Origin of the sequence: Mesorhizobium sp. M0601, from assembly GCF_040320845.1 — a bacterium.
Classification (GTDB): domain Bacteria; phylum Pseudomonadota; class Alphaproteobacteria; order Rhizobiales; family Rhizobiaceae; genus Mesorhizobium.
The window spans coordinates 1-23,840 of the sequence record NZ_JAMYQK010000039.1; the positions used below are offsets into that span (position 1 = coordinate 1).

Genomic DNA, 23,840 nt, shown 5'->3' on the forward strand with positions numbered 1-23,840 from the left:
CCTGAGGGCCTTGGCCGCCTGAGCACCGTCATGTGTCCGCCGCTCCGCTAAACACGGGGGCTGCGCGGCGGACACGCCGACGTCAACGCAATGCCACGCCATTTTGCAGAACTTGACGCACACAACTCGTTCTCAGGCTGCCAAACGTGCCCGGCGGGACTGGGGAACGCCGCAGAATGGGCCGACGGTTCGCAGCCGGTCTTTTGCTTCCCGCCGCGGCATTCCTTTCCCGCCTAAACTAAACAACCAAGCCTGACCGGTGTGAGGTCGACCATACCAGGAGACGACGAGCGCTCAGCCACCAGGCACTAGACGGCCCTGATCAGCCGGAGCAGAGAAAGCGCTTCGAAAAAGGTCCCCTTGCGAAAGGCAAGATAGGTCGGCTCTTCGACACCATGGAACCGGCGCTTGAAGGCCGCCTGCCCCTGCAGATTGAAGCGGGTGCGATTGACCCAGGGGGAGTCATAGGCACGCTGGAAGGCGTGCCGCCAGAAATCGCTTTCGGCAAACCCGCTAGGTCCGATTTCGACAAGCGGCGACAGGCCTAGGGTGACGACGGAAACACCTTCATCGCGAAAGCGGTCGACCGCGAATTTGGTCAGGCCGATCTCGGCATGCGCCGAGGCATCGATGTGCTTGCGCTTGAACGAGGTGGTGTAGCCGATGACCTTGCCGTCGCTGAACAGCGGATCGAAATCCAGCAAGGCCACGAGTTCCCCATCTGGACCGTGCAGGACGAAACGGCGCATATCGACGCCAAGGTGATCGGCAAAGGGCCTGTTGAGAAATCTCATCTCCCAGCGCTTGACAATGCGGTCGGCCCGCCAATTCTGGGAGAGCCTGGCAATCTCGTCGAGGAAGACAGTCCCGTTGTCCTCTGCGAAGGAAAAACCCTTCTTCAAGAGCCAGCGTTCGGAATAGCGCACTGTCTCATTGCGCTTTCCGGAAAAGTCGTGTCCGGGCAGGACAAGCCTGGTATCGACGCCGAGGCGGTTGACCTGATAGCCAAGCCCGGCAAGCACGCGCGCCGTCTGGTCGCCGATCTGCACAAACCACGGGCTGCCGGCAACCTCGATGAAACGTCTGATATAGTCGCGCCGATCGGCCGGGGCAGCCACTGGATCACCGAGCGCGAAATGATGTCGCGTTTTGCTGCCGTAAGCGATGTAGCCCTGGGCATCGCCGAAGTAGTGAAGCCCCCTCTGCACGGCGGTCGAATAGGCAAGGGAAAAATCACCATGGCGACGGACCAGCGCCAGGCGCTCGACATGGTTCAGCTGCAGCCGCGGTATTTTAGGCCCGCGGTTCTCCAGGAAACGATCGAGGCGTCTTCGCAGTGACGGCATGGTCGACTTTCGCGTGCCGGCTAGGCCGATGAAAGAGCTGACGGACTCCAAACCGATCATATTGGCGCGAGCTGAACCTTATCTCAGCGCGGCATGGTTACCCGGCCGGAGCCGCCAGATTCGTAGGTGCAATCTGCCCGGTCCCGCCCCCCGGCGGCAACACGTTGTCGACGCCCCGCGCCTGACGGCTGGTTGCTGCGCCCTTGGCGACATGAAAATCAATGCCACTTTCGGAAGCGCCCAGGTCACCTGCCAAACACGATGCTCTTATCGAACGGCGCTCTGAGAAGATTCCGCTTGATCGGAAGCCAGGAACTCGTCGCGTTCTGCTATCCACAAATCGGCGTAGTCGACATTCTGCCATTCGGCAAACCACGGGCCGCCGCTGGTATAGTGGACCGCCTTAGGTGTGCCGACCGCAGGCTTTTCATTCCAACCTTCGAGCCAATTCCACTCTACCGGCAATGAGCCCAAATCTTTGTCGGCAACCCACTGCATTCGGTGAAGATAGGCGCCACTTTCCTGATTCACGACCTCTGGCGTGAGCGATCTGACCGAAGGATGCGCGCAATTGAACAGCATCAGCGACGACCAGTTTTTCCGAGGATAGGACGTCTGGACCACACCATCCATCTTGGTTGTGGCCTTCGGCGTATAGTCATGCTGGACGCAATAGACCGCCTTGTCCGAGTCCGTATATTTCAGCAGGCCTGCGACGTCACCAAGCCACAGGAAATCGCAATCGCAAAACAGGGCCCAACCCGTGTAGTCGGCGAGAAAGGGCGTGAGGAAGCGCGTGTAGGTGAACTCCGTTGAGGCGAGCGGATCTTTTTCCCGCCAATATAGCCCGCGGGCACGCATCTCGTCCTGTTTGATCGGAATGACGGAGACAGGCGCCGACGCATGTTTGAGCAGCGAGTGTCGCGCGACGTCGTACGCGATCGGCTCACGGCTGTCCCATCCGATAAATACCCTAAACGCATCAGTCATATTCACTACCCTGGCTTTCGATTTTTACGGTCGTACACTAACTAGTTGGCGATGGCTCGGCAACAATTGCGGTCAACCAAGCCGGTTTCTCACAGATTTGTCCTGGCCTCAGCGTTGCTTTTTTGGGTGGACCGGGCCTCGCATTCCCAATGCGACACGGGCCCATTTCTGATAGGTGTAGCTGGCCGAATACGCGGCCACCATCGCACCAATGGAACCGTCCAGAAATCCCAGCCGGAAAATATAGCTGCGCACATAGGCCCAGACCGAGCGCAAAACCGCCTTGCCTATCGAGCTTTTTTTGCCCTCGGCAAGCAGTTGCGCGGCGGACGCTTCTGCGTACCGGCCGATCTTGTCGTGGGCATCTGCCAAGTCGGTAATGGAATCGTGCTCGATCGGCTGGGACAATCGGCTGACCTTCCCGTTCACCAATACCTTCTCGTGCACGGTGTCGTCGCTGAACCGCCCGGAGCGGCGACGGAAGAGCCTGAGCACCAGATCGGGCGACCAGCCGCTATGGCGGACAATGTGCCCGCAAAAGCGCGATCTTCTCGGTATTTCGAAGCCGTCATTGGCTTTTGGGTCGGCGATTGCGGCCCTTATTTCCGCGCCGAGCGGCGCCTCCACCCACTCATCGGCATCCAGCGAGAGGATCCAATCCCCCGTTGCCGCGGCCAGCGCACGGTTTTTTTGCGCGCCGAAACCGGGCCAATCGACGGTCATCAGAACCTTTGCCCCCAGAGCACCGGCAATCTCCCTGGTTCTGTCGCTGCTGTTGTTGTCGAGAACGACGATCTCATCGGCAAAATGGACCGACCGAAGGCATTGCGCGATGGATGCCTCCTCGTTGCGGGTGATGATAATGACCGAGAGCGCCGGCACGGTCAGAATGCTCCGGCATCAAAGCTGCCACTGTCATTCGAATGCATCTGCAGCATCGGCTCCCGGCCCGTTAGCACACTGAGGGTACTAACCTAATTCAACAAAGTCGAAAATCATTTCAGATCAAGGCTTTCATAAAGCGCCATCATTCGCTTGATCATGACATTGAAATCATAGTGTTCGGCCGCCGCTCTCACCCGGGCTGCGGTGTCAGGTCGTGACGACAACTGCAGCGCGTGCGCGAGCGCTGCAGCGAGGTCGCTTTCGCTGGCCGCATCGCAAACGAGCGTCGGCTCGAACCGCTCGACAAGCTCGCGCGCTCCACAGCCGGTGCTTACCACGGCGGGCAAGCCGCTGGCCATCGCTTCGATGACCACTGTGCCGAAAGGATCATAGATGGAAGGCAGCACGGCAATATCGGCCGCGCCGTACCACGGCAGCATGTCTTTCTGCGGCCCCAGCATCTTGAGCCGTGCGCCGAGACCGAGCCTGTCACCGGCCTGCCTGAAAGCGTCGGCGCGCGAATCATGGCCGATGACCCACAATTCAGGCCCGCCATCGAGCCTGGCGGCCGCCTTCATCAGTGCAAGCAGTCCTTTTCGCGCAAAGCCCGAGCCGACAAACAGGACGACCGGCCTGTTTTCGTCGGCGTCGAGCCGCGCGCGGATTGTCGCCCGATGCTGCTGGCGCAGCTGCGGGTTGAAGCGGTCGAGATCCACCCCGTTGGGAATATGGTGCACATTTTCCGCCGGATAATCGTAGTGACGGACAATGTCCTCGGCGACCATCTTCGAAATCGCTATGACAGCTTTGAGCCGTGGGCTGGCATAGGTTGCGCGCTCGAGGCGCAGCGTCTGGCGGTGAAAGGGGCTCAGCGCCATTGCCGCCCTGCCAAGCCGCGTTTCGAAACGCCGCCGCTCGGCAAGATAGGCGGCATGAACGCCCTCCCCGGCCCGGAAGACATCGCAGCACGGGAGACGATCGTTGCTCTGCACCAGCGCCGGCGGCATCTCGGCGATCTTGCGGCAGGCAGCTTGAGCAAAGGACGTCGCCCGCAGCGAACGCGGAAACCGGCGGCCGGCACAATGGATGAACTCGATGCCTTCATAACGCGGCCAGTCGCTGGACAGCACGGCCACCCGCCGCTGACGCGCGGCGAATGCGGCCATGATGTTTTCCAACATGATCTCGCCTCCACCGAAAGGCGCATAACGCTGGCGCACGAACAGGAGCGGCCTGTCGAATTGATTTTCGCTGCCACGAATGCCGGCGTGCATGGGGACTGGGCTCCGGCCTTGTTGCCATCTGACGATGTCTATAGAGGCCAGCTCGCATCGGCAACACTTGGAAAGCTCACCCGCCGGAACTCAGAACAGGCCTGTGTCCATTGTCCGCAACTGCTTGCGATTTGCCTAACGGTGCTGCATGTAGAAATTAACTGCAAACAGCGGATCAGCGCCAGCTCCAGCCGGTGACCGCCATGAGGGGAATCGATGGCTTGAGCAAAGCAACCTGGCCCGCCATTGTCCGCCGGACGATTACCGACACCGCCATATATCGGCTGAGACACACCTTCGGAAGACGGGCAGAAGTGTCATCGCTGCGGCCGATAACGCCCCTTAAAGCGAATGACCTGCCTTTGATCCTCGTCATCCGCAACGAGGCGGACAGGCTACGCCCGTTCCTGAAGCACTATCGCGAACTCGGCGTCACCAGATTCGCCGTCCTTGATGATCGCTCGACAGACGGAACAGCTGAGCTTCTGGCCGAGCAGCCAGATGTCGATCTATTCAGCTCGCCGATCACCTATTCGCAGTCGGACTTGGGAAACCTTTGGCGTCAGCGGATTGTGCAGATCTATGGTCAGCCTCGCTGGTATCTGACCGTGGATGCGGACGAATATCTTGTCTATGACGGCATGGATCAGCATCCGCTCGGTGCGATGGCCGACTGGCTGAAGCGGCGCGGAATGACACGCCTGCTGGCGCCGATGATCGACATGTATCCGAGCGGAAACATCTGGGACGTACCCTTCGATCCCATCGTGCCGCCATGGCAAGTTGCAGACCATTTCGACGGCAGCGGCTATGAGGTGACGAGGAGCCCCCGGCATCTCAAGATCACAGGCGGCCCGAGAACCCGGCTTTTCGCCAGGCAGCACAAGTTGACCAAGTTTCCTCTGATATATGTTGACCGCCAGACGATTTTTACGTCGATTCACTCACCGCTGCCCTACTGGCGAAACTATAGAAAGGGATTGGCTGGCCTGCTTCATTTCAAGTTCTTCGCCGATTTCAACGACAAGGCGCAGGTCGCGGTGGCGGAAGGTCAGTATTGGAACGGCGCTTCGAAATATCGCCAGTATCATGAGGTATCGAGCGGTAAAGCCGCTCTCAGCGCGATGAGCGAACAGTCAATGCTGTACGAAGGCGCTCACAGCCTGTTCAAAACGGGTTTGATCGACAAAATTGATTGGTAGACGGCATTTCAAGCAGATGCCGAACCGACATCATGCATAACCGAATGCTTTCATAAGCTGGGCACCTCGTCCCTGTACCAGGTCCTGTAGCTCGGCGTTTCCAAGTTCGGAGCGCCATCTTCCGCTCCCGTCATAGATCGGCTGATTGACCTGTTGGTTCCGGAGCACCGCATGTGGCGTCTCGCCGCTGGCGTCGGTCGGCTTGAACCACTGCTGCGGGTTCTTGTGATAGTCGAGGAGATCCGGGCTGAAGGTTACATCGAGAAAGCCGCATATCTGCTCGACGACTTTGGCCGGATTCTCGACTAGGTCCTCATAGCGATAGATCAGCACATCCGGCTTTCCCCGTTCCGCAAGAACCAGCGCATTGTCGTTGATCCAGCGGTCGAGAGCCTCCGTTGGGTCGCCAAGTCGTTTGATCAGGGACGCTACGACGTCGCGCCCATCTCGCACCGGCATGACGAAACGCGCACCGGGGACGAGCCGGCGAATGCGGGCGACACGGCGGATATGCCGCGGTGTCTTTTCAAGCAGCACGTTCTTTCCAGCATCGAGCGCCGCCCGCTTCAGTTTCCAGAAGCGGAACATGGCCAGTGGCGTCCACTTGAAGAAAATGTTGGTTTCCTGGAGCGGCAGGTAGACGTCGGGATGCGACGCAAGGATCGTCGCAATCAACGTCGTCCCGCTATGGCCGCAGCCGCAAATGAATCCGGTCCGCATCACCATGTCGGCAATGCTCCCTAACCCAAGGCGACCCGGGCGCGGTTATCGACGCGAGCGTAGCACAAGCCGTTCGTGCTAAAAACCTTGTCCAGCTTCTCCCAATATTCGAACTTAGCCAACTGCTCGTCACAATAGGCCACATCGTCCTCGGAAAGATATTCGCCGTAACCGCCTATCTTGCCCTTGCGCACCTTGAAGCTTTCGGGATCATTCGCATCGCGCGGCTGTAATATCTTGCCGTATCGATCGGACAGATCACCAGTCGATTCACTCACTTTCATCTTGTCGAACGTTCGGTTGTTCGCCACCTCGACAAGCGTCCGATCGTCAGCCTGCTGGTTCAGGAATCCAAGGATCGCGCGAAGGACACCAGCGGTATCCCGATGCATATCTTCATATTGAAGATACCGGATTTCGCGCATCCGGGGCATGGCCGCGAACCAATGCAGATTGAATCTGATGATCTTTTCAATCCCATGATTGTCGCTTCTGATAAAATCACTGAACGATCCCGCTGGAAGCATGTGGCGCTTCTGAACCTGAAAGTACCCTGAGACCACCGTATCTCTTGGATCGCGAACAAGCATTATTGTTCTTCTCTTTTTATACCGAGATTTATTCTCCTTGAGGCTCGATTTCGGTCGAAGTAACTTGTGGTCGGTTCCGTCGTGAATGTATTGAACTTCAACTCCGAGATCGTCCAGCATGACACGTAGCCACGTGCGCCCCGATTTTGGAAAGGATACGATAAGAGGAAGAGGCGGCGCTTTGGCCTGGAAAAATTTTAGAAAGGACATGGGAGAGACCTCCTTTAGATTATCAGAGCTGGCGCCCGAACCGCTGCCGGCCAGACCAACCCCATTACTGGGCGCCTAAGCCTACGGCTAATTCGAACACAAGGCAGAAATGCCAGCAAGAATTGCGATCCTCTGCGGGGCGAATTGGCCTTTACTATATCCCGGTTCGGAATGCCTTATGTTTTTTGGCCTGTTGCGACGACTGTTCGACACGGGCGCTCCATTCCGCGATCCGTCGGCCGAACCCTTAATGCGGATCGCGTCGAAGCGTCTTCAGTGACACCCTTTCGGACGACAGGCATTAGCCACTCACTTTTGTGAGCCATGGCGCCAGGATGGCCTCAGCCTCGCCCATCACCACGGACCAGGGGCGTTCCCGTTTCGAGACCAGCACGGCCGATGGATAGTAGGGCGTGCGGTCGCCGTCGACCGGCCAGGAGCGCTTGAAGCCGTCGCCCAGAATGAAAATCGAGGGGATGCCGAGCGCGCCCGCCAGATGCGCTCCGGTATTGCTGATGGTCACCACGGCGTCCATCGCGGCAACCTGCGCGGCGAAAAGGTCCATGTCGACGAGCTGATCGACCGATCTGTCATGAAGAATGCGCTCCGGCTCACCGTCGGTCAGGACCTTCAGATCGGTCTCGATCTGGCCGTACTGCAGCGAGACGAACCGGAGGTCCGGTCGGCCGATCAGGTTTCGCCAGGCGGCTAGCGGCGGCAGGTCTTTGCCGGGATTGGAGCTGCCCCATGCGATACCGACCAACGGCCGTCGTTCATGCCGGTAGCGGGCGCGAAGTTCAGCGACCCGGGCCGGATCCGGCTTAAGGGGCACGAAATGCTCGCGGATCGTCGCCTCGTCGGTCTCGAAAACGGCAGTCAGATGCTGGACGCCGGCGAAGGCCTGCGCCTCGCCATAGGCGGCCTTGCCGTCAGCGCCGACCGGCCGCACATCGGCGGTCGGAAAAGTGCGCTGAAAGAGCGGTACCAGGCGGCGCTCGACCAGGACGATCGAACGGGCGGCGCGCCCCAACGCACAGCCGACGGAACTCGCATGATGGATCGCGGTGGCCAGACCCTGCTTTTCGGTTTCCATCAGATCGACCAGCAGTGTCTGGCCCGAAATATCCTGGCCCAGCCACTCGCCATCGACGCGGCCGTTGACGATGTGGCGTCGGGCGATCCTGAGTTCGGCGGCTGCGCCATAGGCGCCCATCCGCATCAGCGCCTTGCTGAGCTCGTCGATCAGGTGGACCTCGCCCCTCGACTTCGCAATGGATCCAAGAGCCAGGGCTTTCGGCAGTGCCGCCGGCCAATCGCGGGACTCGACGCTTCGCCGATAATCCGCCATCTGATCGGCAATGTCGCCGTCGCGCCAGCGAAGGAAGAGCTGCCGCCGGTGACGTCGGAACCAGACCTTGTATCGGTAGCCTGCAAGCGCGACAGCGCGGCGCAACCGGCCGAGAAGTTGGCTACCCTCCATCGCCAGCTCCGCCGAAGATTTGCATGACCCGTCCGCCTGCTTCCTGGACTGCCGACGCCCAGGCTCGGCCGCCTTTTCGGACCAGTCGAACGCTCGGATATGCGGCGACGGTGTCACCGAAAGCAGGCCAGGACAGCCGAAATCCATCGTCGAGCATGACAATCGTCGGCACGCCGAGCGCTCCGGCGAGGTTGGCGCCGGTATTGCTGATCGTGACCACCGCGTCGAGCGCCGCAATTTGGGCGGCAAAGCGGTCCATGTCCGTCAACTGGTCGACTGAAGCGTCATGGATGATGCGCCCCGGAGTGTGGCGCTCGAACTCGGAGAGGGCCGGCCCGACATCGCCATATTGCAAGCTGACCAGGCGCCCCGGCAAGCTGCTGAACAGCGTCCGCCAATCGTCCAGAGCCGGCAGATCCTTGCTCTTGTTCAGGCTTCCCCAGGCAAATCCGATCAGGGGACCTGGGCCGCCATCGAGATAGGTGCCGCGCAGCTCGGCAACCAGTCGGCGGTCCGGCTCCAGCGGAACGAAGGGCGCGCGTGCCGCCGGGTCGTCCGGCCAGAAATGCTTTGCGAGTGTCTCGAAACCGGCAACGACATCGGCGTCCACTGCCGCCATGTCCTCTTCCCCTTCAATCCTGACATCAAGCGCAGGATATGTTCTGCGATAAAGCGGTGCCAGTCGCGGCTCGACGAAGACGATGCATCGACCGGCAGCCGCGACAACTGGACCAAGCAGCGACGCGAACTGGAAAAAGATCGCCAGGTCGCCTTCGCGACGATCGACGAGAAGCGTGCGACCCGCAAGATCACTGCCATCCCAATCGGGTCTGCCGCGCTGCTTGCTCGCCGCCATCAACTGCCAGATGCGATTTCCTCCGTCGAGACGCCTCAGTCCGCGCCCCGCTTTCTTGATCAGGCCGAGATCGCCAAGCTGCTCACCAAGCGCGCCAAGCGCCAGTGCATGGTCGCGAGCAGTTTGCCAGTCACCACGCTGCACGCTTTCCTCCATCAGCCTCATATGCCTTTCGGCGCTTTCGTCGGCATGGCGCGAGGGACGTCTAAGAAGTTCCTTTGCCCGCTCGAGAACCTTCTGCAGCCGCTTGCCGACGGCGCCTTGCGGGCGCAGATCGGCGGTTTTTGCCTTCTGAAGGATGGTTCGTCTGTTCTGCACGGCGATGTTCTATCGTCCTCGGGGAGCGTCGGAAAGCGTCGTCAGGATCGACGAGAGCCGCCGGCCGGCCTCGTCGAGCACCAGCGACCAAGGGCGTCCCTCCTTGCGAATGACAATGCCCTTCGGATACCAGGGTGTCCGGTCGCCGGTCACCGGCCATGCCGTCTGAAAATTATCGTCGATGAGGAAAACACTCGGCACGCCAATGGCTCCGGCAAGATGGGCAGCTGTATTGCTGATCGTCACGACAGCATCGAGTGCGGCGACCTGTGCGGCGAAACGGTCCATGTCGACCATCTGGTCGACGCTGTCGTCAAAGATCAGACGCGCGTCGTTGCCGTTGCGAAGGCGCCGCAACGCCGGCTTGACCTGCCCGTACTGGAGCGAAACGAATGTCGCTGGCGTCTGGGCGATGAACCGTGCCCATTCAGGAAAATCAGGCACGTCCTTGGTATGGGACTTGCTGCCCCAGGAGAGACCGACCAGCGGCAGATCCGTCATCGCCCGATAGCGCTTGCGGAATGTCTCGACGAGTTCAGGATCTGCCCGCAGCGGCACGAAGTCGGCAGCAAGTTTTTCGGCATCGCGTCCGAACACCCAGGCGAGATCTTCGAAAGTCGCGTGTTTGTCGCCGACCACATCCCGCTGCGCCGGGACCACGGTCGCCTTCGGGAACGTTCGCTGCAGAATTGATACCAGGCGCGGCTCGACCCGGATTGTTGCGCTTTGCGCATAGGCAGCGGCAGCGCCGGCCAGTCGCGCGTGGCGGATAACCCGGCCAAGGCTGCGCGGGTCATCCTCCACAAGATCGATCAGCAGTGTATCCGATCCGAGATTCTCGCCGGTCCACTCGTTGGCGCCTTTCCCTTTCCGCAGCCGGCGAGCGGAAAGCCGAAGCTCAGCTGCCCGCGCAAAGTTGCCAAGGCGTTCGAACGCCTGGCCCGCCTTCTGCATCAGCTCGGGGTCGCGATTATGATCGGCCGTGACAGCCATCTCATTGGTACCGGCTTCAAGGCCTTTCCAGTCCCTGCGCACGATCAGGGCCTCAACCTTGGCCTGCAGCTCAAGAATGGAACGAGGCTGCCTGGGACTGAAAAACAACCTGCGCACCGCCTTTTTGTACCGGCGTACCTGAAGGCCCAGTCCACCAATTACATACCGGACATAGGAACCGTGATAAAAGCTGGTCATCGGCCTTCAGCGCAATACGCTCTGCCGCAGCTTTTTGCCGCTTTCGACCATCGGATCGGGCGTCTCCAGGTGGAATATCGAACGATATATCTCGCTGTGCTTGGCAAGCTGGTCATGCGTTCCAGCATCGACAAGCTGTCCGGCGTCAAACACGAGAATACGATCGGCCGCCTTGATTGTAGACAGCCTGTGCGCAATGCAGATCACCGTGCGCTGAAATGTGTTGTCGAAGGCTGCCTCCATAACCGCCCGTTCGTTTTCACCGTCAAGCGCGGATGTCGCTTCGTCATAGACGATTACCGCAGCATTCTTGAGCAGGGCGCGTGCGATGGCAACGCGTTGTTTCTGCCCGCCGGACAGGTTGGTGCCGCTTGGCCCGACAAGCGTGTCGAGCCCGTTTTCGAGCGCCGAAGCAAAGCTGGTGACCCGGGCGAGGTTCGCAGCGGATTCGATTTCCTGATCCGTGGCATTCGGGCGGCCGTCGCGAATGTTGTCGCGGATCGAGCCTTCAAACAGGAAGACGTCCTGCGACACAAGTGCGATGTTATCGCGGACGTCGGCCAGGCTGATCTTCGAAATGTCCTTTCCGTCGATCAGGATCCTGCCCTTGTCCGGCTCCATCAGACGCAGGATTAGATTGACGATGGTGGTCTTGCCGGCGCCGGAGCGGCCGACGATCGCCAGCTTCTCACGAGGTCGGACATCGAAGGAAACACCCTCGAGCGCGGGGCTGTTGCCGTCATAGGAAAAGGCCACATCTTCAAAGCGGATACCACCATCGACGTCGGTCAGACGCTCGCCCGCGATCGCGAGTCGCCGCTGCTCGGGCGTGTCGATCAAATCATACATCTGCTCGACGGCGACCATTTGCTTCTGAATGTCGACATTGACCCGGGCCAACCGCTTGGCAGGCTCATAGGCAAGCAGGAACGCGGTAATGAAGGCCATGAATTCGCCGGGCGTCTTGCCGTTGCCGAGGGTCTGCCAGCTGGCGTACATAACGAAAAGCCCGATGATCACGCCGCCGCCGGTCTCCATCAATGGGCTCATCAATGCTGACGTCCGGTTGATCTGGATGCCACGTCTCTCCATCTTGCGGACGGCCTTTGCAAAGCTGGCGACGGCCTTGTCCTCGAGCTGGAAGGACTTGATGGTGCGGATGCCTTCGACGGCTTCCGTGCCGATCGACTGGACCTGCGCGGCCAATTCCGTCTCGCCCCTCGCCAGCGCCTTGAGCTTCCTGGTTATCGCGCCGACTGACAGGAACAGCATCGGCAGAACCGCCACGGATATCAGCGACATCACCGGGTCCTGCTTGACCATGACGCTGGCCAAGGCAATCAGGGTCAGCAGATCAGAGACGGCGCTGCTCGTGAGGGTGAGAATAACGGTCGCCCCGGCGCGCGCGTTGAACATGATTTTGGAGATGAATTTTGCCGGATGCTGGTTCGCGAAACGGCTGATGTCGAAACGCACCATTCGAGAAAATTGCCGGTTTTGCAGGTCCGAAACGATAGCCCGGCGAATCTTTCCCGTTGTGACGGTCTGGCAGTAGGCAGCTATGCCCTTGACCAGGAAAATGCCGATGATGACGACGCTGATACCCGATACAGCGGCAGCGTCTCGCTCGACATAGATGGTGTTGATCATGACTTTCATGATCCAGGCCGTCGCGCCGACCGCGGCAGCAGCAGCGATCGAGCACAGCAAACCTGTCACATACAGCATCTTGTGCGGCGGCAGATTTTCGCCAATCAGACGCTTGATCAGCGGATATGCCGGGACCGTTGACACTCGTTTCTTTGCAATCATCTTGTCGCCGCCCGTTGCGATCCCGTCCGGTCTTCGTGTTGTCTTGAAGCACGAGACGGTTTCGATCACCTGTCTGTGGCTTCGTTCCCGACCGCAGTCAATGCCGAACCGGATCCTTGCACGTCATCGGCTTATGACTGTCGGTTCCTCGCGTCCGAGCATAGCGGATCCCAGCCACGCGGCTCTTGCGCCATTCGCCGTCGGCCGCGCTATACCCGGTCAGTGTTTCGCGAGGACCATGAGATGGCTTCCAAGAGGCGATGTGTGATTGCTTTTGATTGAAAAGCCCACATCCGAAAGCACCGCGATCATCTCCTTATCCTTGCCAGGAGGGACGCGGGCAACGATCGTTTGAGCACGCCCGGCGATATCGCACAGCACGCGTCGCGCCTTGTCCGCGCCGAGGCTCCACTGCATGTGATGGTAGACAGCCAGCAGCATGACGATGTCGTACTGCGGTTTGAGAACATTTTGCAGCTTCCGGCTGCCAAGATCGAGACAATCGAACTGGCTTTGGACCGGACAACCCAGGAAGATCATCCTGGCCGTCTCGATATGCGGCTTGAGAATGTCGATCCCATGGATCGAACTCGGTCCTAGCTTGGATATCTCATAGGCGACAATACCCATGTTGCAGCCAACATCGAGAATGGTTTTCCCGGCGTAGTCGACCTCTGCTGAGAATAGGCCGTCCAGTCGGTCGTCCCACGTTCCCTTGAATCTCTTTTGCTTATTTGACCACCACAAATCATTGTTCTCCAAAAACGGCGCCGGACTGGTTTCCTTGACGGAGGGGGACTGTGCGCCCGGCCTAACTCGGTCCAGTTGCCGGCGCGCAAACGACACTGTCCTGAGCGTCCTGTAAACGCAACCGCGGGAGAAAGGAACTCCTGATCACAGCATCCTGCGAAGACGTTTCGGTAAGTTGACGAACACCCGGCCCGACAAATCGACATACTGGTTGGAAATGGCAACGTCGCTTGGCGCCCCCGTAGGCAAGGCAAGCCATATTTGTTCTTGCTTTGTGCCGGCAGCTATGCTACTAATTTGGCTATGGTGCTGATTTGCACCAACGACCGTCTTGCCGCGACATGCGGTTTTTCAGCCAGGCTCGATCAAAGCTCGCCCGCATCGCGGGGCTTTTGGCCAATCACGGCCGAGTGCCGGCCTTTTCGGCAGCTTCCGAGAATGGAAATCGGAAAAGCAGCTTCCGGTTCTCGTCGCAGATTTCGAAGGAAAGACCTGTCAGGACCGGGCTGCCGCTGAGCAGGCCCTCGGCCAGGATTTCCTTGGCCGAGGCCATTGCGTTATCCTGAGCCGCGGACAAACCGTCCAACTCCTGACCCTCGAAATCTTCCGTCAAGCGGCCCTCATTGTTTCGGAAATGGAAAAAATATCTCGGCATGGCTGCTCCGGTCGGTCGGTTTCTCTAATGCATGTCGCGCAAAACTGTGCAGCGGTTTTGCGGCAACGACATGCACAAAAACAGGCACTTACAGCGCATCGCATGAGGCCGATCGACGCGATGCGCTTTAGTGGCCAGCGCCTCAGGAACAGCGTCGGATTTGTGCACGACAGCACCGTGCGATTCTGGCGTTGGGATTCATGGCGTTTAGGCCTTCATGCGTCAGGTCGATCGAACAGCACCCCCAGCCCGTGTTCGAACGCACATGCCGCAATCATGTCGTCCAGGACTTTTCCGGAGGCCGGGCAATTCGGCATGACAGCCCTGATCGCGATCTCAGCCGCTGCGGTGGAAACCGCATCGTGGCGCCTCTTCCTGGTCTCCATGTATTGCTCGAGCAGAATTTTCAGGCGCCGCGCGGCAATCTCGTCAACGACCATCGTTCTCCCTCGATTCGGCACAATCCGTCTTCCGGGTCTGTCCTCCGGATGAAGGTCCGCTGCCATTGGGTAGCAGCGGACCACTCGGCTGGGTGAGCCAATGACCCGAGGCGGGGGTGTCTCGGACCGACACCACAATAGCTTCGGCAGGCCACTCGTTCCACAGACCGCTGTCGTTGGTAATTTTCGTACACTGAGCATTGCCGCAGACAGTCTGCGACGGTGGGATTTTTGCGTTATGCCCGTAGCCTGATAACCGGGATCAGCTTCGGCTTCGATCGACATAGCTGTAGATGCCTGCGCCGATCGCGACCGCTCCTACAGTGATCAGAATCGATGGCACACCCAACAACGTGGCGATGATCCCCCAGACAATGGCGACGGCAATTGCGCCGGCCGTTCCCAGCACCAGTCTAAGCCGTTTCGACATTTTCCGTTTCCCCCAAAGTGCATCTTCCTTTTTCTGGTCGAAATACCGCAATGCGGCAGCATTGTCTGCGCTTTGTTCAACTTTTTTCGCCGCCCTGAGCCCGACCGCTGAGGCGTAAGCGATCCGTATGCGGCCTTGTTGCAAATACCCGCTCGACAATCAGGAAGCTTGGGCGCGAGCCCGAGAAGCGAGGCGTCAGAAAGCGAGGTATCTATGCAAAATTTTCGGAATTTACTCCGGTTCTCGATCATGGCCATGGCGGCCACGACAACCGCAATAGTGATCACCGGCCTTACCCCCGAGACAACCGAAGCGAATTTGATTTGCCATAGGTTGGTCTGCAAGAAGGCGAGCAATGAACACAGTGCTTTCGGCACCAAATATCAGCGCAAATGCACCTGCGAAAATACAAACGAGGGCGCCAACAACCATCGCTCGCCACACAACCTCAACAACAGGCCCATCGGTGGCTCAAGCAGCAGCAGTGGTTCGAGCGGCACCAGCAGTTCGAGCGGCAGCAGCGGTTCGAGCGGCAGCAGCGGATCGAGCGGCACCAGCGGTTCCAGCGGCACCAGCGGTTCGAGCGGTAGCAGCGGTTCGAGTGGCACCAGCAGTTCAAGCGGCGGCAATGACGGAACAAGCAGCGGCGGCTCAAGCGGATCGAGCAGTAGCAGCGGATCCAGCGGCGGCAACGACGGGACAAGCAGCAGCGGATCCAACGGCAGCGGTGGAGTGTAGCGGCTGCTCAAGTGGCACCAGCGGCGGCGGGTGGGCACACTACGTGACCCGTCGCGGCCGCCGACGACGATCAACCCTCATGCAACGGGAGTAGCAGCTTGACGCTCCAACCGAAATCCGCGACCGCGCCCCTCACCGGCCTTGCAGGACTGTTTGGTCTTGCGCTGGCCGTCGGAGTGCTCGTCAACAGAAGCTGGCCTGTACATTTGCAGGCCATGACTGTCATTGCAGCTACCGCCGCAGCGATGATCGCGGTCGACACGGCCTATTTCCAGACGTTCCGGAGGCGTTCGACGGGATTGCAGGCGAAGCCGATGCGAGTGCTTGAAGTCGAGCGCGTCGTGCGCAAGCTCATCGGCTTCATCGTCACGCTCACGACCATTGCCGCAGTCTACTGGATAGTGCCGGAATACCGGCGCGGGTTTTACGCCCCCTACTGGGCGGCGCTTTTCGACACCTTGCCGGCGCTGCTCGTCGCCGCGCCGTTTTATGTTGCCTATGTCGACCGCCGGCAGACCGATCCGGAAGATTCATATGCCGAAATCGGTGCATTCGTCCTCAGCGGCGCCGTGCCGCAAAGGACCGAGCAGATACGCCAGCACGTGCGGAGCTGGATCGTCAAAGGCTTCTTCCTGCCGCTGATGTTCGTCTATCTGTGCTCCACACTGGGTTCGATCCTTGCCGGGCTGGAACAACCGTATCGATTCGACATCATGCGCTGGCACGCTTTTGCAATCGATCTCCTGTTCATGGTGGATGTTCTTGTCGCGGTCGTCGGCTACGTCTTCACGCTGCGCGTCCTCGACAATCATATCCGCACCGTCGAGCCCACCGTATTCGGCTGGCTGGTCTGTCTTGCCTGTTATGAACCCATCAACGCCGCCACCCGTGCCTACCTGAACTACGAAACGGGCGCCAACTGGACGGCGGTGATGCCCTCACCGGCGCTCCAGGTTTTCTGGGGATCGGCGATCCTCTTCTGCATCTTGATTTTTGTCTGGTCCACCGTGAGCTTTGGCCTGAGATTTTCCAATCTCACCAATCGCGGAATCATCACCTGCGGACCGTATCGCTGGATCAAGCATCCGGCCTATGTTTCGAAAAACCTGTCGTGGTGGCTGGTCTCCCTACCTTTCCTCACCGCCGCAGGACCCGCTGAAGCGCTGCGGCACTCCGCCATCCTGCTCGCGCTCAATGCCATCTACGCACTCCGCGCCATCACCGAGGAATGCCATCTGTCACGCGACCCCGATTACGTCGCCTATTGCGATTACATCAGCGAAAACGGCGCCGTTGCTCAACTCAAACGACTGTTCGCGAAAGCGAGTCGGTCGCCGATCAGGCGCTCAGGCTGAATGCCTTTGCTCGGACCATCTGCGGCAGCTGGCTTATCGCCTCAAGGCGTGATCGCGATGCCGATCCTCGCCGCTCATCGGCAACGGCCGATCGCCCTCGAGCAGGCGGGTGATCCGGGCGAAGCCGGCAAAAGCCTTTCTCGCTTCCTCGGCCGACATCCGGCCGGCCATGGCCGCAGCGCAGCAATTCACGGCGCACTGGTAAACCGGCCCGCGCCGCCCGGCCGGCCATTTTCGCAAGAATGCCATCGCTTCGGCAACGCTGTCGATCTCCTCCACGGGCTGTCCCTGTCCGCGCAAAATCCGCACGGGCGAAAAGAATTGCAAGCGGTCCATCATTTCCTCCCCGTCGACCGGATGCGTGCGATCGAACCCCACTAAACTCGCGAACCCGACTTTGGTTCCCGGCAAAACATGGCTTGGCCTGAAAAATGTTTGCTGGACGAGACGAGCAACGGTGGACGCGCCCGGCAGCTCCAATTGGGTGACATCTTGCCCCAATTGGGTGGCATCTTGCCATTGTACGGGAACGTTAGGGCGGCTGATGCATTTCGATGCCACGAGCAGTCTTTTTGAGGGAAATGCCAAAACATGAGAATAGCCCATGTGGCGCCGCTCCATGAATCCGTGCCACCCCGGTTCTATGGAGGGACGGAGCGCATCGTCTCCTATCTGACCGAAGGATTGGTCGAGCTTGGCCATGACGTGACCCTGTTCGCCAGCGGCGATACCAAGACATCGGCGAAATTGGTGTCGTGTCGCGAGCGCGCGCTCCGTCTCGATCCGCGCCCGCACAAATCCGAAACAGCGGCGCATCTCTCGATGCTCGCCGAGGTGAGGAGCCGTGCGCAACAGTTCGACATCATCCATTTCCATCTCAGCCACTTCCTGCATTTTCCTTTCTTCGAACACATGCCCGACCGGACGGTGACGACACCGCATGGCAGGCTCGACTATGTCGACCTGGCCCCCGCCTACGAACATTTTCCGCGCTTTCCGATGATCTCGATTTCGCGCAGCCAGAGAACCGGGCTACCCAGGGCAAATTGGCTGGCGACCATCCATCACGGGCTACCGATCAATATGTACGAGCCGACTTTCGAGACGGAGGTGGACGAGCCGTATCTGGCCTTTCTGGGCCGGCTGTCGCGCGACAAGCGCCCGGACCGTGCCATTGAGATCGCCTTGCGCTCCGGGCTGAAACTGAAGCTTGCGGCAAAGATCGGCGACGACGACCGCCCTTTTTTCCACGACACGGTCGAGCCGCTGATCGACGGCGACCGTGTCGACTATATCGGCGAGATCGAAGAGGACAGAAAAGCGGAATTCCTCGGCAAGGCGGCCGGCCTGCTGTTTCCGATCGATTGGCCGGAGCCGTTCGGTCTTGCCGCGATAGAGGCTATGGCCTGTGGCACGCCGGTGATCGCCTGGAAATGCGGTGCCCTGCCGGAGATCATCGACCACGGCGTGACCGGTTTTCTTGTCGATACGGTCGATGCTGCGGTCGCCTCGATACCGGAATTGCTGCGCCTCGACAGGCGACAGGTGAGAGCCGTGTTCGAAAACCGTTTTTCTGCCACGAGAATGGCCCACGACTATGTGGCTGCCTATGCGCGCCTGATCGGTACTCCCGGTGAAGCGAGAGCGTCCTGATCGGCGTCATTGTGGACGTTGGAACGAAACGACAGAGCTTGTGACGTATGAATCAACTCGACGAGCGTAAGCTTGATCCCGCCGTAGCCCTTGCCTCCCTCGACGAGGTTGCGCCCCGGGAGCCGCACCGGCTGTTCGCCCTCAAGCAAGCCGACTGCTTCGCGGTGGCCGACGCCTATGGCGACATCCGCGGCGCCGGCGATGGCTTTTTCCGAGACGACACGCGTGTGCTTTCGGAATTCCGGCTGACGGTCGGTGGCCGGCAAATGTCGTTGCTCGGCGCCTCGCTCAGCCAGGACAATGTGCTTTTCACCTCGAACCTGACCAATCTGCCGATCCAGAGTGTCGGTGGTCGCGACATTCCGCAGGGCGCGATCCACATAGAACGCGTCAGGCTGCTTTGGCAGGACCGGCTGTTCGAGCGCATCACCCTTTCCAACTACAGCCAGGAATCGTCGGCCATTCGGGTTTCCTTGCATTTCGCAGCAGATTTCCGCGACATGTTCGAGGTGCGCGGTTCGACCCGGCTCAAGCGCGGAATAGCCCACGCCGCCGAGACCAGTCCGACATCCGTGGTGCTTCGATATGACGGGCTGGACCAACTCGTGCGCCTGTCGGCGATCTCGTTCTCGCAGGCGCCGGACAATTTGACCGCCAGCCGCGCGGATTTCCTGGTTGCGGTGACGAAGCGCAGCAGCGAGGTCCTCTATATCGAGGTCGGCCCGGAAGTGGCGGAGACACCCGACCGCGACCGTTTTCGGGCTGCAGCCGCCCGCGCTCGCTTCGGCATGCGCGCCAAACGCCGCCACGGCGCGACGGTGCACAGTTCTGGCCGCGTCTTCAACGACTGGATCGAACGCGCGCGCGCGGACGTGGCGCTGCTGACCACCGAGCTTGCAACCGGACCTTACCCCTATGCCGGCATACCCTGGTTCTCGACGGCATTTGGCCGTGACGGGGTGATTTCCGCATTGCAGATGCTGTGGTTGAATCCTGGGCTGGCGCGCGGCGTACTCGCCTTTCTCGCCCAGCATCAGGCGACCGAAACGTCGCCGTTCAGCGATTCGCAGCCCGGCAAGATCATGCACGAGACCCGCAAGGGCGAGATGGCGGCACTGCGGGAGCTCCCGTTCGGCCGCTATTACGGCGGCGTCGATACCACGCCGCTCTATATTCATCTCGCTTGCGCCTATGCGGATCGTACCGGCGACATGGCGTTCGTCGACAGCCTGTGGCCATCGCTCTGTGCAGCGGCCGAATGGACGGAGGAGACAAGCCGCGCGACCGGCTTCGTTACCTACCAGCGCGGCGCCGAGACCGGCCTTGCCAACCAGGGCTGGAAGGACAGTTTCGATTCCGTCTTCCATGCCGATGGCCGCATGCCCAAGGGGCCGATCGCCCTGGTCGAGGTGCAAGGCTACGTCTTTGCCGCGTTCCGTGGGCTGGCGGCGCTCGCCCGCCGCCGCGGCGAGGACGACAAGGCCGATCATTGGGAGGAACGCGCCGAAACCATGCGCGCCGCGGTGGAACGCCATTTCTGGATGGACGATCTCAATTTCTATGCACTGGCGATCGATGGTGCAGGCGAGCTCTGCAAGGTACGGACGTCGAATGCCGGCCATCTTCTCTTTGTCGGGCTGCCCGAGCCGGAACGGGCGCAGATGGTCGCCGATCAGCTGCTCTCCGCGTCGTTCCACTCTGGTTGGGGCGTGAGGACGCTGGCCGACGATGCGATATTCTTCAATCCGATGTCCTACCACAATGGTTCGATCTGGCCGCACGACACCGCCATGTGCGGTGCAGGCCTGGCACGTTATGGCGTGCGCGACAGCGTGGTTCGGCTGATGAGCGGCACGTTCGAATCGGCTGTCCATTTCAACATGCGGCTGCCGGAACTGTTCTGCGGCTTTACCCGGTCGCCGGGCGAAGCGCCCATCGCCTATCCCGTCGCGTGCCTGCCGCAAGCCTGGTCAGCGGGATCGGCCTTCATGCTGATGCAGGCCTGCCTTGGGCTCGAAATCGACGGCTGGAACAGCGAAATCCGGGTCACCCGCCCAAGGCTGCCGATCGGCATCGACACGCTGACATTGCGGCATCTGGGTGTCGGCTCGACAGTGGTCGACCTCACATTCCAGCGTGTCGGCGACCGGGTCGTCGCCTTTCTTGCCGACCGGTATGAGGGGATGGTGCCGCTCATCGTGCGCACTTGATGCCGCCGCGCTGCGGCGCATCGAAAATGACGCGCGCGTTGCAATCGTCCGGAACCGATAGCCTCTTTGTGCGTTGCAAAAATGGGCGGGGTGGGGACGCTGTCGTTGTCATACGGCGGCGAACCAGAAAACAAATAAAAAAAACGGCTATCGGCCGGCCGGAGGCGAGATCACATTCCATGTCAGATTATACTGTAAACCTGCTCTGGGTTTTGCTGATTGCAAGTTTTGGCTTTTCCGCTTTTGCCATTCTCCTGTCGATATCCCGCCAGCGCCGCGGTCGCGCAACGGCCGCCGCATACACGCCGAGCGAGGATGTCGCCTCGGAAGCGGCACGCAAGGTGCTGCGCGAGTTCGAAAAGAACGGCCAGTCCGCCGATGCGGCACTGGTCACGTGGTCGCCCGACACGTTGCGCAAGATCCTGGCCGACGACCTGCCGGACGCACAGGTCATCGTGGTGTCCAACCGCGAACCCTACATCCACAACATCAAGGACGACGGGGTCCAACTTTTGGTGCCGGCCAGCGGCCTGGTTTCGGCACTCGAGCCCATCACCCGCGCCTGTGCCGGCACCTGGATCGCCTATGGCGGCGGCACGGCAGACCGTCTCACCGTCGACAAGGACGACCGGGTGCAGGTGCCGCCAGGCAATCCGTCCTACACGCTGCGCAGGGTCTGGCTGACGGAGGAGGAATATCAGGGCTACTATCTGGGCTTCGCTAATGAGGGCCTATGGCCGCTTTGCCATATCGCCTTCACCCGCCCCGTGTTTCGCGCCTCGGACTGGGACGCCTACGAGGCCGTCAACCGCAAATTCGCCGATACGGTGGTTGCCGAAGCCCGCAACGAACGGCCGATCGTGCTGGTGCAGGACTATCATTTCGCGCTGCTGCCGCGCATGATCCGCCAGCGCCTGCCGGACGCGATAGTCATCACCTTCTGGCATATCCCGTGGCCTAATTCGGAAGTATTCAGCATCTGTCCGTGGCGTGAGCGGATCCTGGAAGGACTGCTCGGCAGTTCGATCATCGGCTTTCATACCCAATTCCATGCCAACAACTTCACCGAAAGTGTCGACCGCTTTCTGGAGAGCCGGATCGAACGGGCAGACGCGGCAATCTCCTATGGTGGGCAGACCACATTGGTCCACGCCTATCCCATTTCCATAGAATGGCCGGCCCAATTGCTGGCAAAACTGCCGTCTGTGGAGGAGTGCCGCGCCAGCGTGCGCGACAGATTCGGCCTGTCTGCGGATACCAAACTATGCGTTGGCGTCGAGCGCCTCGACTACACGAAAGGCATTCTCGATCGCTTCCATGCCTTGGACGAATTGTTCACGAGATATCCCGAATGGATAGGCAAGGTGGTTTTCCTGCAGATCGCCGCGCCGAGCCGGGGGACATTGCCCGCCTACCAGCAACTCCACGACGAATGCCGCCGCTGTGCCGAGGAGCTCAACCGGCGCTATGGCAGCGAGACATACAGCCCTATCCTGATGGTCGCCGAACATCATCGGCAGGAGCAGGTCTACGAGGTCTATCGTGCCGCCGACATCTGTATGGTCACCAGTCTGCATGACGGCATGAACCTTGTCGCCAAGGAATTCGTCGCAGCGCGCGACGACGAACAGGGCGTGCTTTTGCTCAGCACCTTCGCCGGTGCCTCGCGCGAATTGCTGGAAGCACTGATCGTCAACCCCTACGATGCGGCCATGATGAGCGAGGCGCTGTTGCAGGCGCTGACGATGACGCCGGAAGAGCAGCGCGAACGTTTGCGGCCGATGCGCGAGATGGTCCGCGACAACAATGTCTACCGCTGGGCCGGCAGCATGCTGCTGGACGCCGCGCGCCTGCGCAAACGCGGCGATCTCGACAGGGTGACCGGAACCGGCGAGCGCCCGCCATCGAACACCAACAACGTCATCTCGATGTTCGAGCGGGCTCGGAAGGCAGCGTCGTGAAAAGCTTTGAACAACCACCGGCGTTGAACCTGTCGGAAGGGCAATGGGCGCTCTTCCTCGACATCGACGGAACCCTGCTGGAACACGCTGCCCATCCCGACGCGGTGTTCGTCGGCGAGGAATTGCGCAATCTGCTCGAACGCATCGAGCGGCGGCTGGATGGTGCGGTCGCCTTCATCACCGGCCGATCGATTCCCGCCGTGGACAAGCTGTTCCACCCGCTGAAGCTGCGGATTGCCGGACTGTATGGGCTGGAGCACCGGCTGACGCCGAGCGGTCCGATCGATGCCGCCGACGCGCCGGCCGACATCGCCGCCCTTGCGGACGAGATCGAGGCCGAACTGGGCAGCGGCAAGGTCTATGTCGAGCGCAAGGGGCCGGTCCTTGCCGTTCATACAAGAGCAGCACCGCAACTGCTTGCACCCGCAATCCAGCTCGTCGAACAGGCATTGGCCCGGCTTCCGAAGGGTTATCGGGTGCTTCCGGGAAACGCCGGCGTTGAGCTCATGCCTTTGGAAGCCGTCAAAGGTGCTGCCATCCGGCGTTTCATGGACATTCCGCCCTTTGTTGGCCGGCGGCCGATATTCCTCGGAGACGATACATCGGACGAACACGGTTTCGAGGCGATCAATGAAATTGGCGGCATCTCCATCCGCGTGAAGCCGAACGGACCGACGGCCGCAACCTATGTCCTCGACGACGTGACGGGCGCAATAGCCTGGCTTGAGGCCAGTTTCGAGACGTCGGCGGTGGCCTGATCGCGCCGTGGCCCGG

The 23,840-nt window shown here is 60.3% G+C and carries 22 protein-coding genes; 6 read left to right on the forward strand and 16 right to left on the reverse strand.

Translation table 11 applies throughout. The annotated features are described in order from the left end of the window. Positions 1 to 308: 308 nt before the first annotated feature. From NKI41_RS26330 to NKI41_RS26345, 4 genes are all read right to left on the reverse strand, one after another. Positions 309 to 1,346, reverse strand: a complete 1,038-nt coding sequence (locus NKI41_RS26330) for a phosphatidylglycerol lysyltransferase domain-containing protein (RefSeq protein ID WP_352471917.1) — start codon at positions 1,344 to 1,346, stop codon at positions 309 to 311. Positions 1,347 to 1,613: 267 nt separating this feature from the next. Next, positions 1,614 to 2,336 (reverse strand): glycosyltransferase, encoded by a 723-nt coding sequence (locus NKI41_RS26335; protein WP_352448862.1) that lies wholly within the window; start codon positions 2,334 to 2,336, stop codon positions 1,614 to 1,616. Positions 2,337 to 2,444: 108 nt separating this feature from the next. Continuing rightward, positions 2,445 to 3,218: a glycosyltransferase family 2 protein gene (locus NKI41_RS26340; protein ID WP_352471919.1), complete on the reverse strand. Its 774-nt coding sequence runs from the start codon at positions 3,216 to 3,218 to the stop codon at positions 2,445 to 2,447. A 113-nt stretch (positions 3,219 to 3,331) separates the two neighbouring features. Beyond that, positions 3,332 to 4,495 carry a glycosyltransferase family 4 protein gene (locus tag NKI41_RS26345; protein ID WP_352685733.1) on the reverse strand — a complete coding sequence of 388 codons (1,164 nt, stop codon included), beginning with the start codon at positions 4,493 to 4,495 and terminating at the stop codon, positions 3,332 to 3,334. Between the two features lie 221 nt (positions 4,496 to 4,716). Between NKI41_RS26345 and NKI41_RS26350 the strand changes: the two genes are divergently transcribed. After that, on the forward strand, positions 4,717 to 5,697 hold the full coding sequence (locus tag NKI41_RS26350; protein WP_352685735.1) for a glycosyltransferase family 2 protein: 981 nt from the start codon (positions 4,717 to 4,719) through the stop codon (positions 5,695 to 5,697). 30 nt (positions 5,698 to 5,727) lie between these two features. Here NKI41_RS26350 and NKI41_RS26355 read toward each other — a convergent pair whose 3' ends face one another. The 11 genes from NKI41_RS26355 to NKI41_RS26405 form a co-directional block, all read right to left on the reverse strand. Next, positions 5,728 to 6,423 carry a sulfotransferase family protein gene (locus tag NKI41_RS26355; protein ID WP_352502415.1) on the reverse strand — a complete coding sequence of 232 codons (696 nt, stop codon included), beginning with the start codon at positions 6,421 to 6,423 and terminating at the stop codon, positions 5,728 to 5,730. Between the two features lie 14 nt (positions 6,424 to 6,437). After that, on the reverse strand, positions 6,438 to 7,217 hold the full coding sequence (locus tag NKI41_RS26360) for a sulfotransferase domain-containing protein (RefSeq protein WP_352471923.1): 780 nt from the start codon (positions 7,215 to 7,217) through the stop codon (positions 6,438 to 6,440). 301 nt (positions 7,218 to 7,518) lie between these two features. Continuing rightward, on the reverse strand, positions 7,519 to 8,697 hold the full coding sequence (locus tag NKI41_RS26365; RefSeq protein ID WP_352685737.1) for a glycosyltransferase family 9 protein: 1,179 nt from the start codon (positions 8,695 to 8,697) through the stop codon (positions 7,519 to 7,521). Beyond that, positions 8,687 to 9,871: a glycosyltransferase family 9 protein gene (locus NKI41_RS26370; protein ID WP_352685738.1), complete on the reverse strand. Its 1,185-nt coding sequence runs from the start codon at positions 9,869 to 9,871 to the stop codon at positions 8,687 to 8,689. The genes NKI41_RS26365 and NKI41_RS26370 overlap by 11 nt, the downstream gene beginning before the upstream one ends. Positions 9,872 to 9,880: 9 nt before the next feature. Next, on the reverse strand, positions 9,881 to 10,906 hold the full coding sequence (locus NKI41_RS26375; RefSeq protein ID WP_352685740.1) for a glycosyltransferase family 9 protein: 1,026 nt from the start codon (positions 10,904 to 10,906) through the stop codon (positions 9,881 to 9,883). 162 nt (positions 10,907 to 11,068) lie between these two features. After that, complete coding sequence (locus NKI41_RS26380; protein WP_352685742.1) at positions 11,069 to 12,856, reverse strand: ABC transporter ATP-binding protein; 1,788 nt, start codon at positions 12,854 to 12,856, stop codon at positions 11,069 to 11,071. Between the two features lie 237 nt (positions 12,857 to 13,093). Next, positions 13,094 to 13,720 (reverse strand): class I SAM-dependent methyltransferase, encoded by a 627-nt coding sequence (locus NKI41_RS26385; RefSeq protein WP_352685744.1) that lies wholly within the window; start codon positions 13,718 to 13,720, stop codon positions 13,094 to 13,096. A 304-nt stretch (positions 13,721 to 14,024) separates the two neighbouring features. After that, on the reverse strand, positions 14,025 to 14,279 hold the full coding sequence (locus tag NKI41_RS33350; RefSeq protein WP_352977186.1) for a DUF6894 family protein: 255 nt from the start codon (positions 14,277 to 14,279) through the stop codon (positions 14,025 to 14,027). Between the two features lie 215 nt (positions 14,280 to 14,494). Further along, entirely contained in the window at positions 14,495 to 14,719 is a 225-nt protein-coding gene (locus NKI41_RS26395; RefSeq protein ID WP_352502409.1) for a hypothetical protein, read from the reverse strand. Positions 14,720 to 14,981: 262 nt separating this feature from the next. Beyond that, a complete protein-coding gene (locus NKI41_RS26400) occupies positions 14,982 to 15,293 on the reverse strand; it encodes a hypothetical protein (protein WP_352502408.1) in 312 nt (103 codons plus the stop codon). 239 nt (positions 15,294 to 15,532) lie between these two features. Beyond that, positions 15,533 to 15,961 (reverse strand): hypothetical protein, encoded by a 429-nt coding sequence (locus NKI41_RS26405; protein ID WP_352685746.1) that lies wholly within the window; start codon positions 15,959 to 15,961, stop codon positions 15,533 to 15,535. 24 nt (positions 15,962 to 15,985) lie between these two features. Between NKI41_RS26405 and NKI41_RS26410 the strand changes: the two genes are divergently transcribed. Further along, complete coding sequence (locus NKI41_RS26410; protein WP_352685748.1) at positions 15,986 to 17,242, forward strand: methyltransferase family protein; 1,257 nt, start codon at positions 15,986 to 15,988, stop codon at positions 17,240 to 17,242. Between the two features lie 33 nt (positions 17,243 to 17,275). Here the strand turns inward: NKI41_RS26410 and NKI41_RS33355 are convergent, their stop codons facing one another. After that, positions 17,276 to 17,848 carry a DUF982 domain-containing protein gene (locus NKI41_RS33355; protein WP_502901245.1) on the reverse strand — a complete coding sequence of 191 codons (573 nt, stop codon included), beginning with the start codon at positions 17,846 to 17,848 and terminating at the stop codon, positions 17,276 to 17,278. On the opposite strand from NKI41_RS33355, the gene NKI41_RS26420 reads away from it, so the two are divergent. The 4 genes from NKI41_RS26420 (at position 17,834) to otsB (ending at position 23,824) form a co-directional block, all read left to right on the forward strand. Further along, complete coding sequence (locus tag NKI41_RS26420) at positions 17,834 to 18,895, forward strand: glycosyltransferase family 4 protein (RefSeq protein ID WP_352685750.1); 1,062 nt, start codon at positions 17,834 to 17,836, stop codon at positions 18,893 to 18,895. The genes NKI41_RS33355 and NKI41_RS26420 overlap by 15 nt on opposite strands. Positions 18,896 to 18,942: 47 nt before the next feature. Continuing rightward, on the forward strand, positions 18,943 to 21,105 hold the full coding sequence (locus NKI41_RS26425; RefSeq protein WP_352540550.1) for an amylo-alpha-1,6-glucosidase: 2,163 nt from the start codon (positions 18,943 to 18,945) through the stop codon (positions 21,103 to 21,105). A gap of 179 nt (positions 21,106 to 21,284) precedes the next feature. Then, positions 21,285 to 23,066 (forward strand): alpha,alpha-trehalose-phosphate synthase (UDP-forming), encoded by a 1,782-nt coding sequence (locus NKI41_RS26430; protein ID WP_023674969.1) that lies wholly within the window; start codon positions 21,285 to 21,287, stop codon positions 23,064 to 23,066. Next, positions 23,063 to 23,824 carry a trehalose-phosphatase gene (gene otsB / locus NKI41_RS26435; protein ID WP_031211298.1) on the forward strand — a complete coding sequence of 254 codons (762 nt, stop codon included), beginning with the start codon at positions 23,063 to 23,065 and terminating at the stop codon, positions 23,822 to 23,824. Before NKI41_RS26430 ends, otsB begins: the two co-directional genes overlap by 4 nt. Positions 23,825 to 23,840 lie beyond the last annotated feature (16 nt).

Bases quoted from the DNA above. Each gene is read 5' to 3' on its own strand.
- NKI41_RS26330 (WP_352471917.1), bottom strand. From the start codon at position 1,346: ATGCCGTCACTGCGAAGACGCCTCGATCGTTTCCTGGAGAACCGCGGG.
- NKI41_RS26335 (WP_352448862.1), bottom strand. From the start codon at position 2,336: ATGACTGATGCGTTTAGGGTATTTATCGGATGGGACAGCCGTGAGCCG.
- NKI41_RS26345 (WP_352685733.1), bottom strand. From the start codon at position 4,495: ATGCACGCCGGCATTCGTGGCAGCGAAAATCAATTCGACAGGCCGCTC.
- NKI41_RS26355 (WP_352502415.1), bottom strand. From the start codon at position 6,423: ATGGTGATGCGGACCGGATTCATTTGCGGCTGCGGCCATAGCGGGACG.
- NKI41_RS26360 (WP_352471923.1), bottom strand. From the start codon at position 7,217: ATGTCCTTTCTAAAATTTTTCCAGGCCAAAGCGCCGCCTCTTCCTCTT.
- NKI41_RS26365 (WP_352685737.1), bottom strand. From the start codon at position 8,697: ATGGAGGGTAGCCAACTTCTCGGCCGGTTGCGCCGCGCTGTCGCGCTT.
- NKI41_RS33350 (WP_352977186.1), bottom strand. From the start codon at position 14,279: ATGCCGAGATATTTTTTCCATTTCCGAAACAATGAGGGCCGCTTGACG.
- NKI41_RS26395 (WP_352502409.1), bottom strand. From the start codon at position 14,719: ATGGTCGTTGACGAGATTGCCGCGCGGCGCCTGAAAATTCTGCTCGAG.
- NKI41_RS26420 (WP_352685750.1), top strand. From the start codon at position 17,834: ATGAGAATAGCCCATGTGGCGCCGCTCCATGAATCCGTGCCACCCCGG.
- NKI41_RS33355 (WP_502901245.1), bottom strand. From the start codon at position 17,848: ATGGGCTATTCTCATGTTTTGGCATTTCCCTCAAAAAGACTGCTCGTG.
- NKI41_RS26425 (WP_352540550.1), top strand. From the start codon at position 18,943: ATGAATCAACTCGACGAGCGTAAGCTTGATCCCGCCGTAGCCCTTGCC.
- NKI41_RS26430 (WP_023674969.1), top strand. From the start codon at position 21,285: ATGTCAGATTATACTGTAAACCTGCTCTGGGTTTTGCTGATTGCAAGT.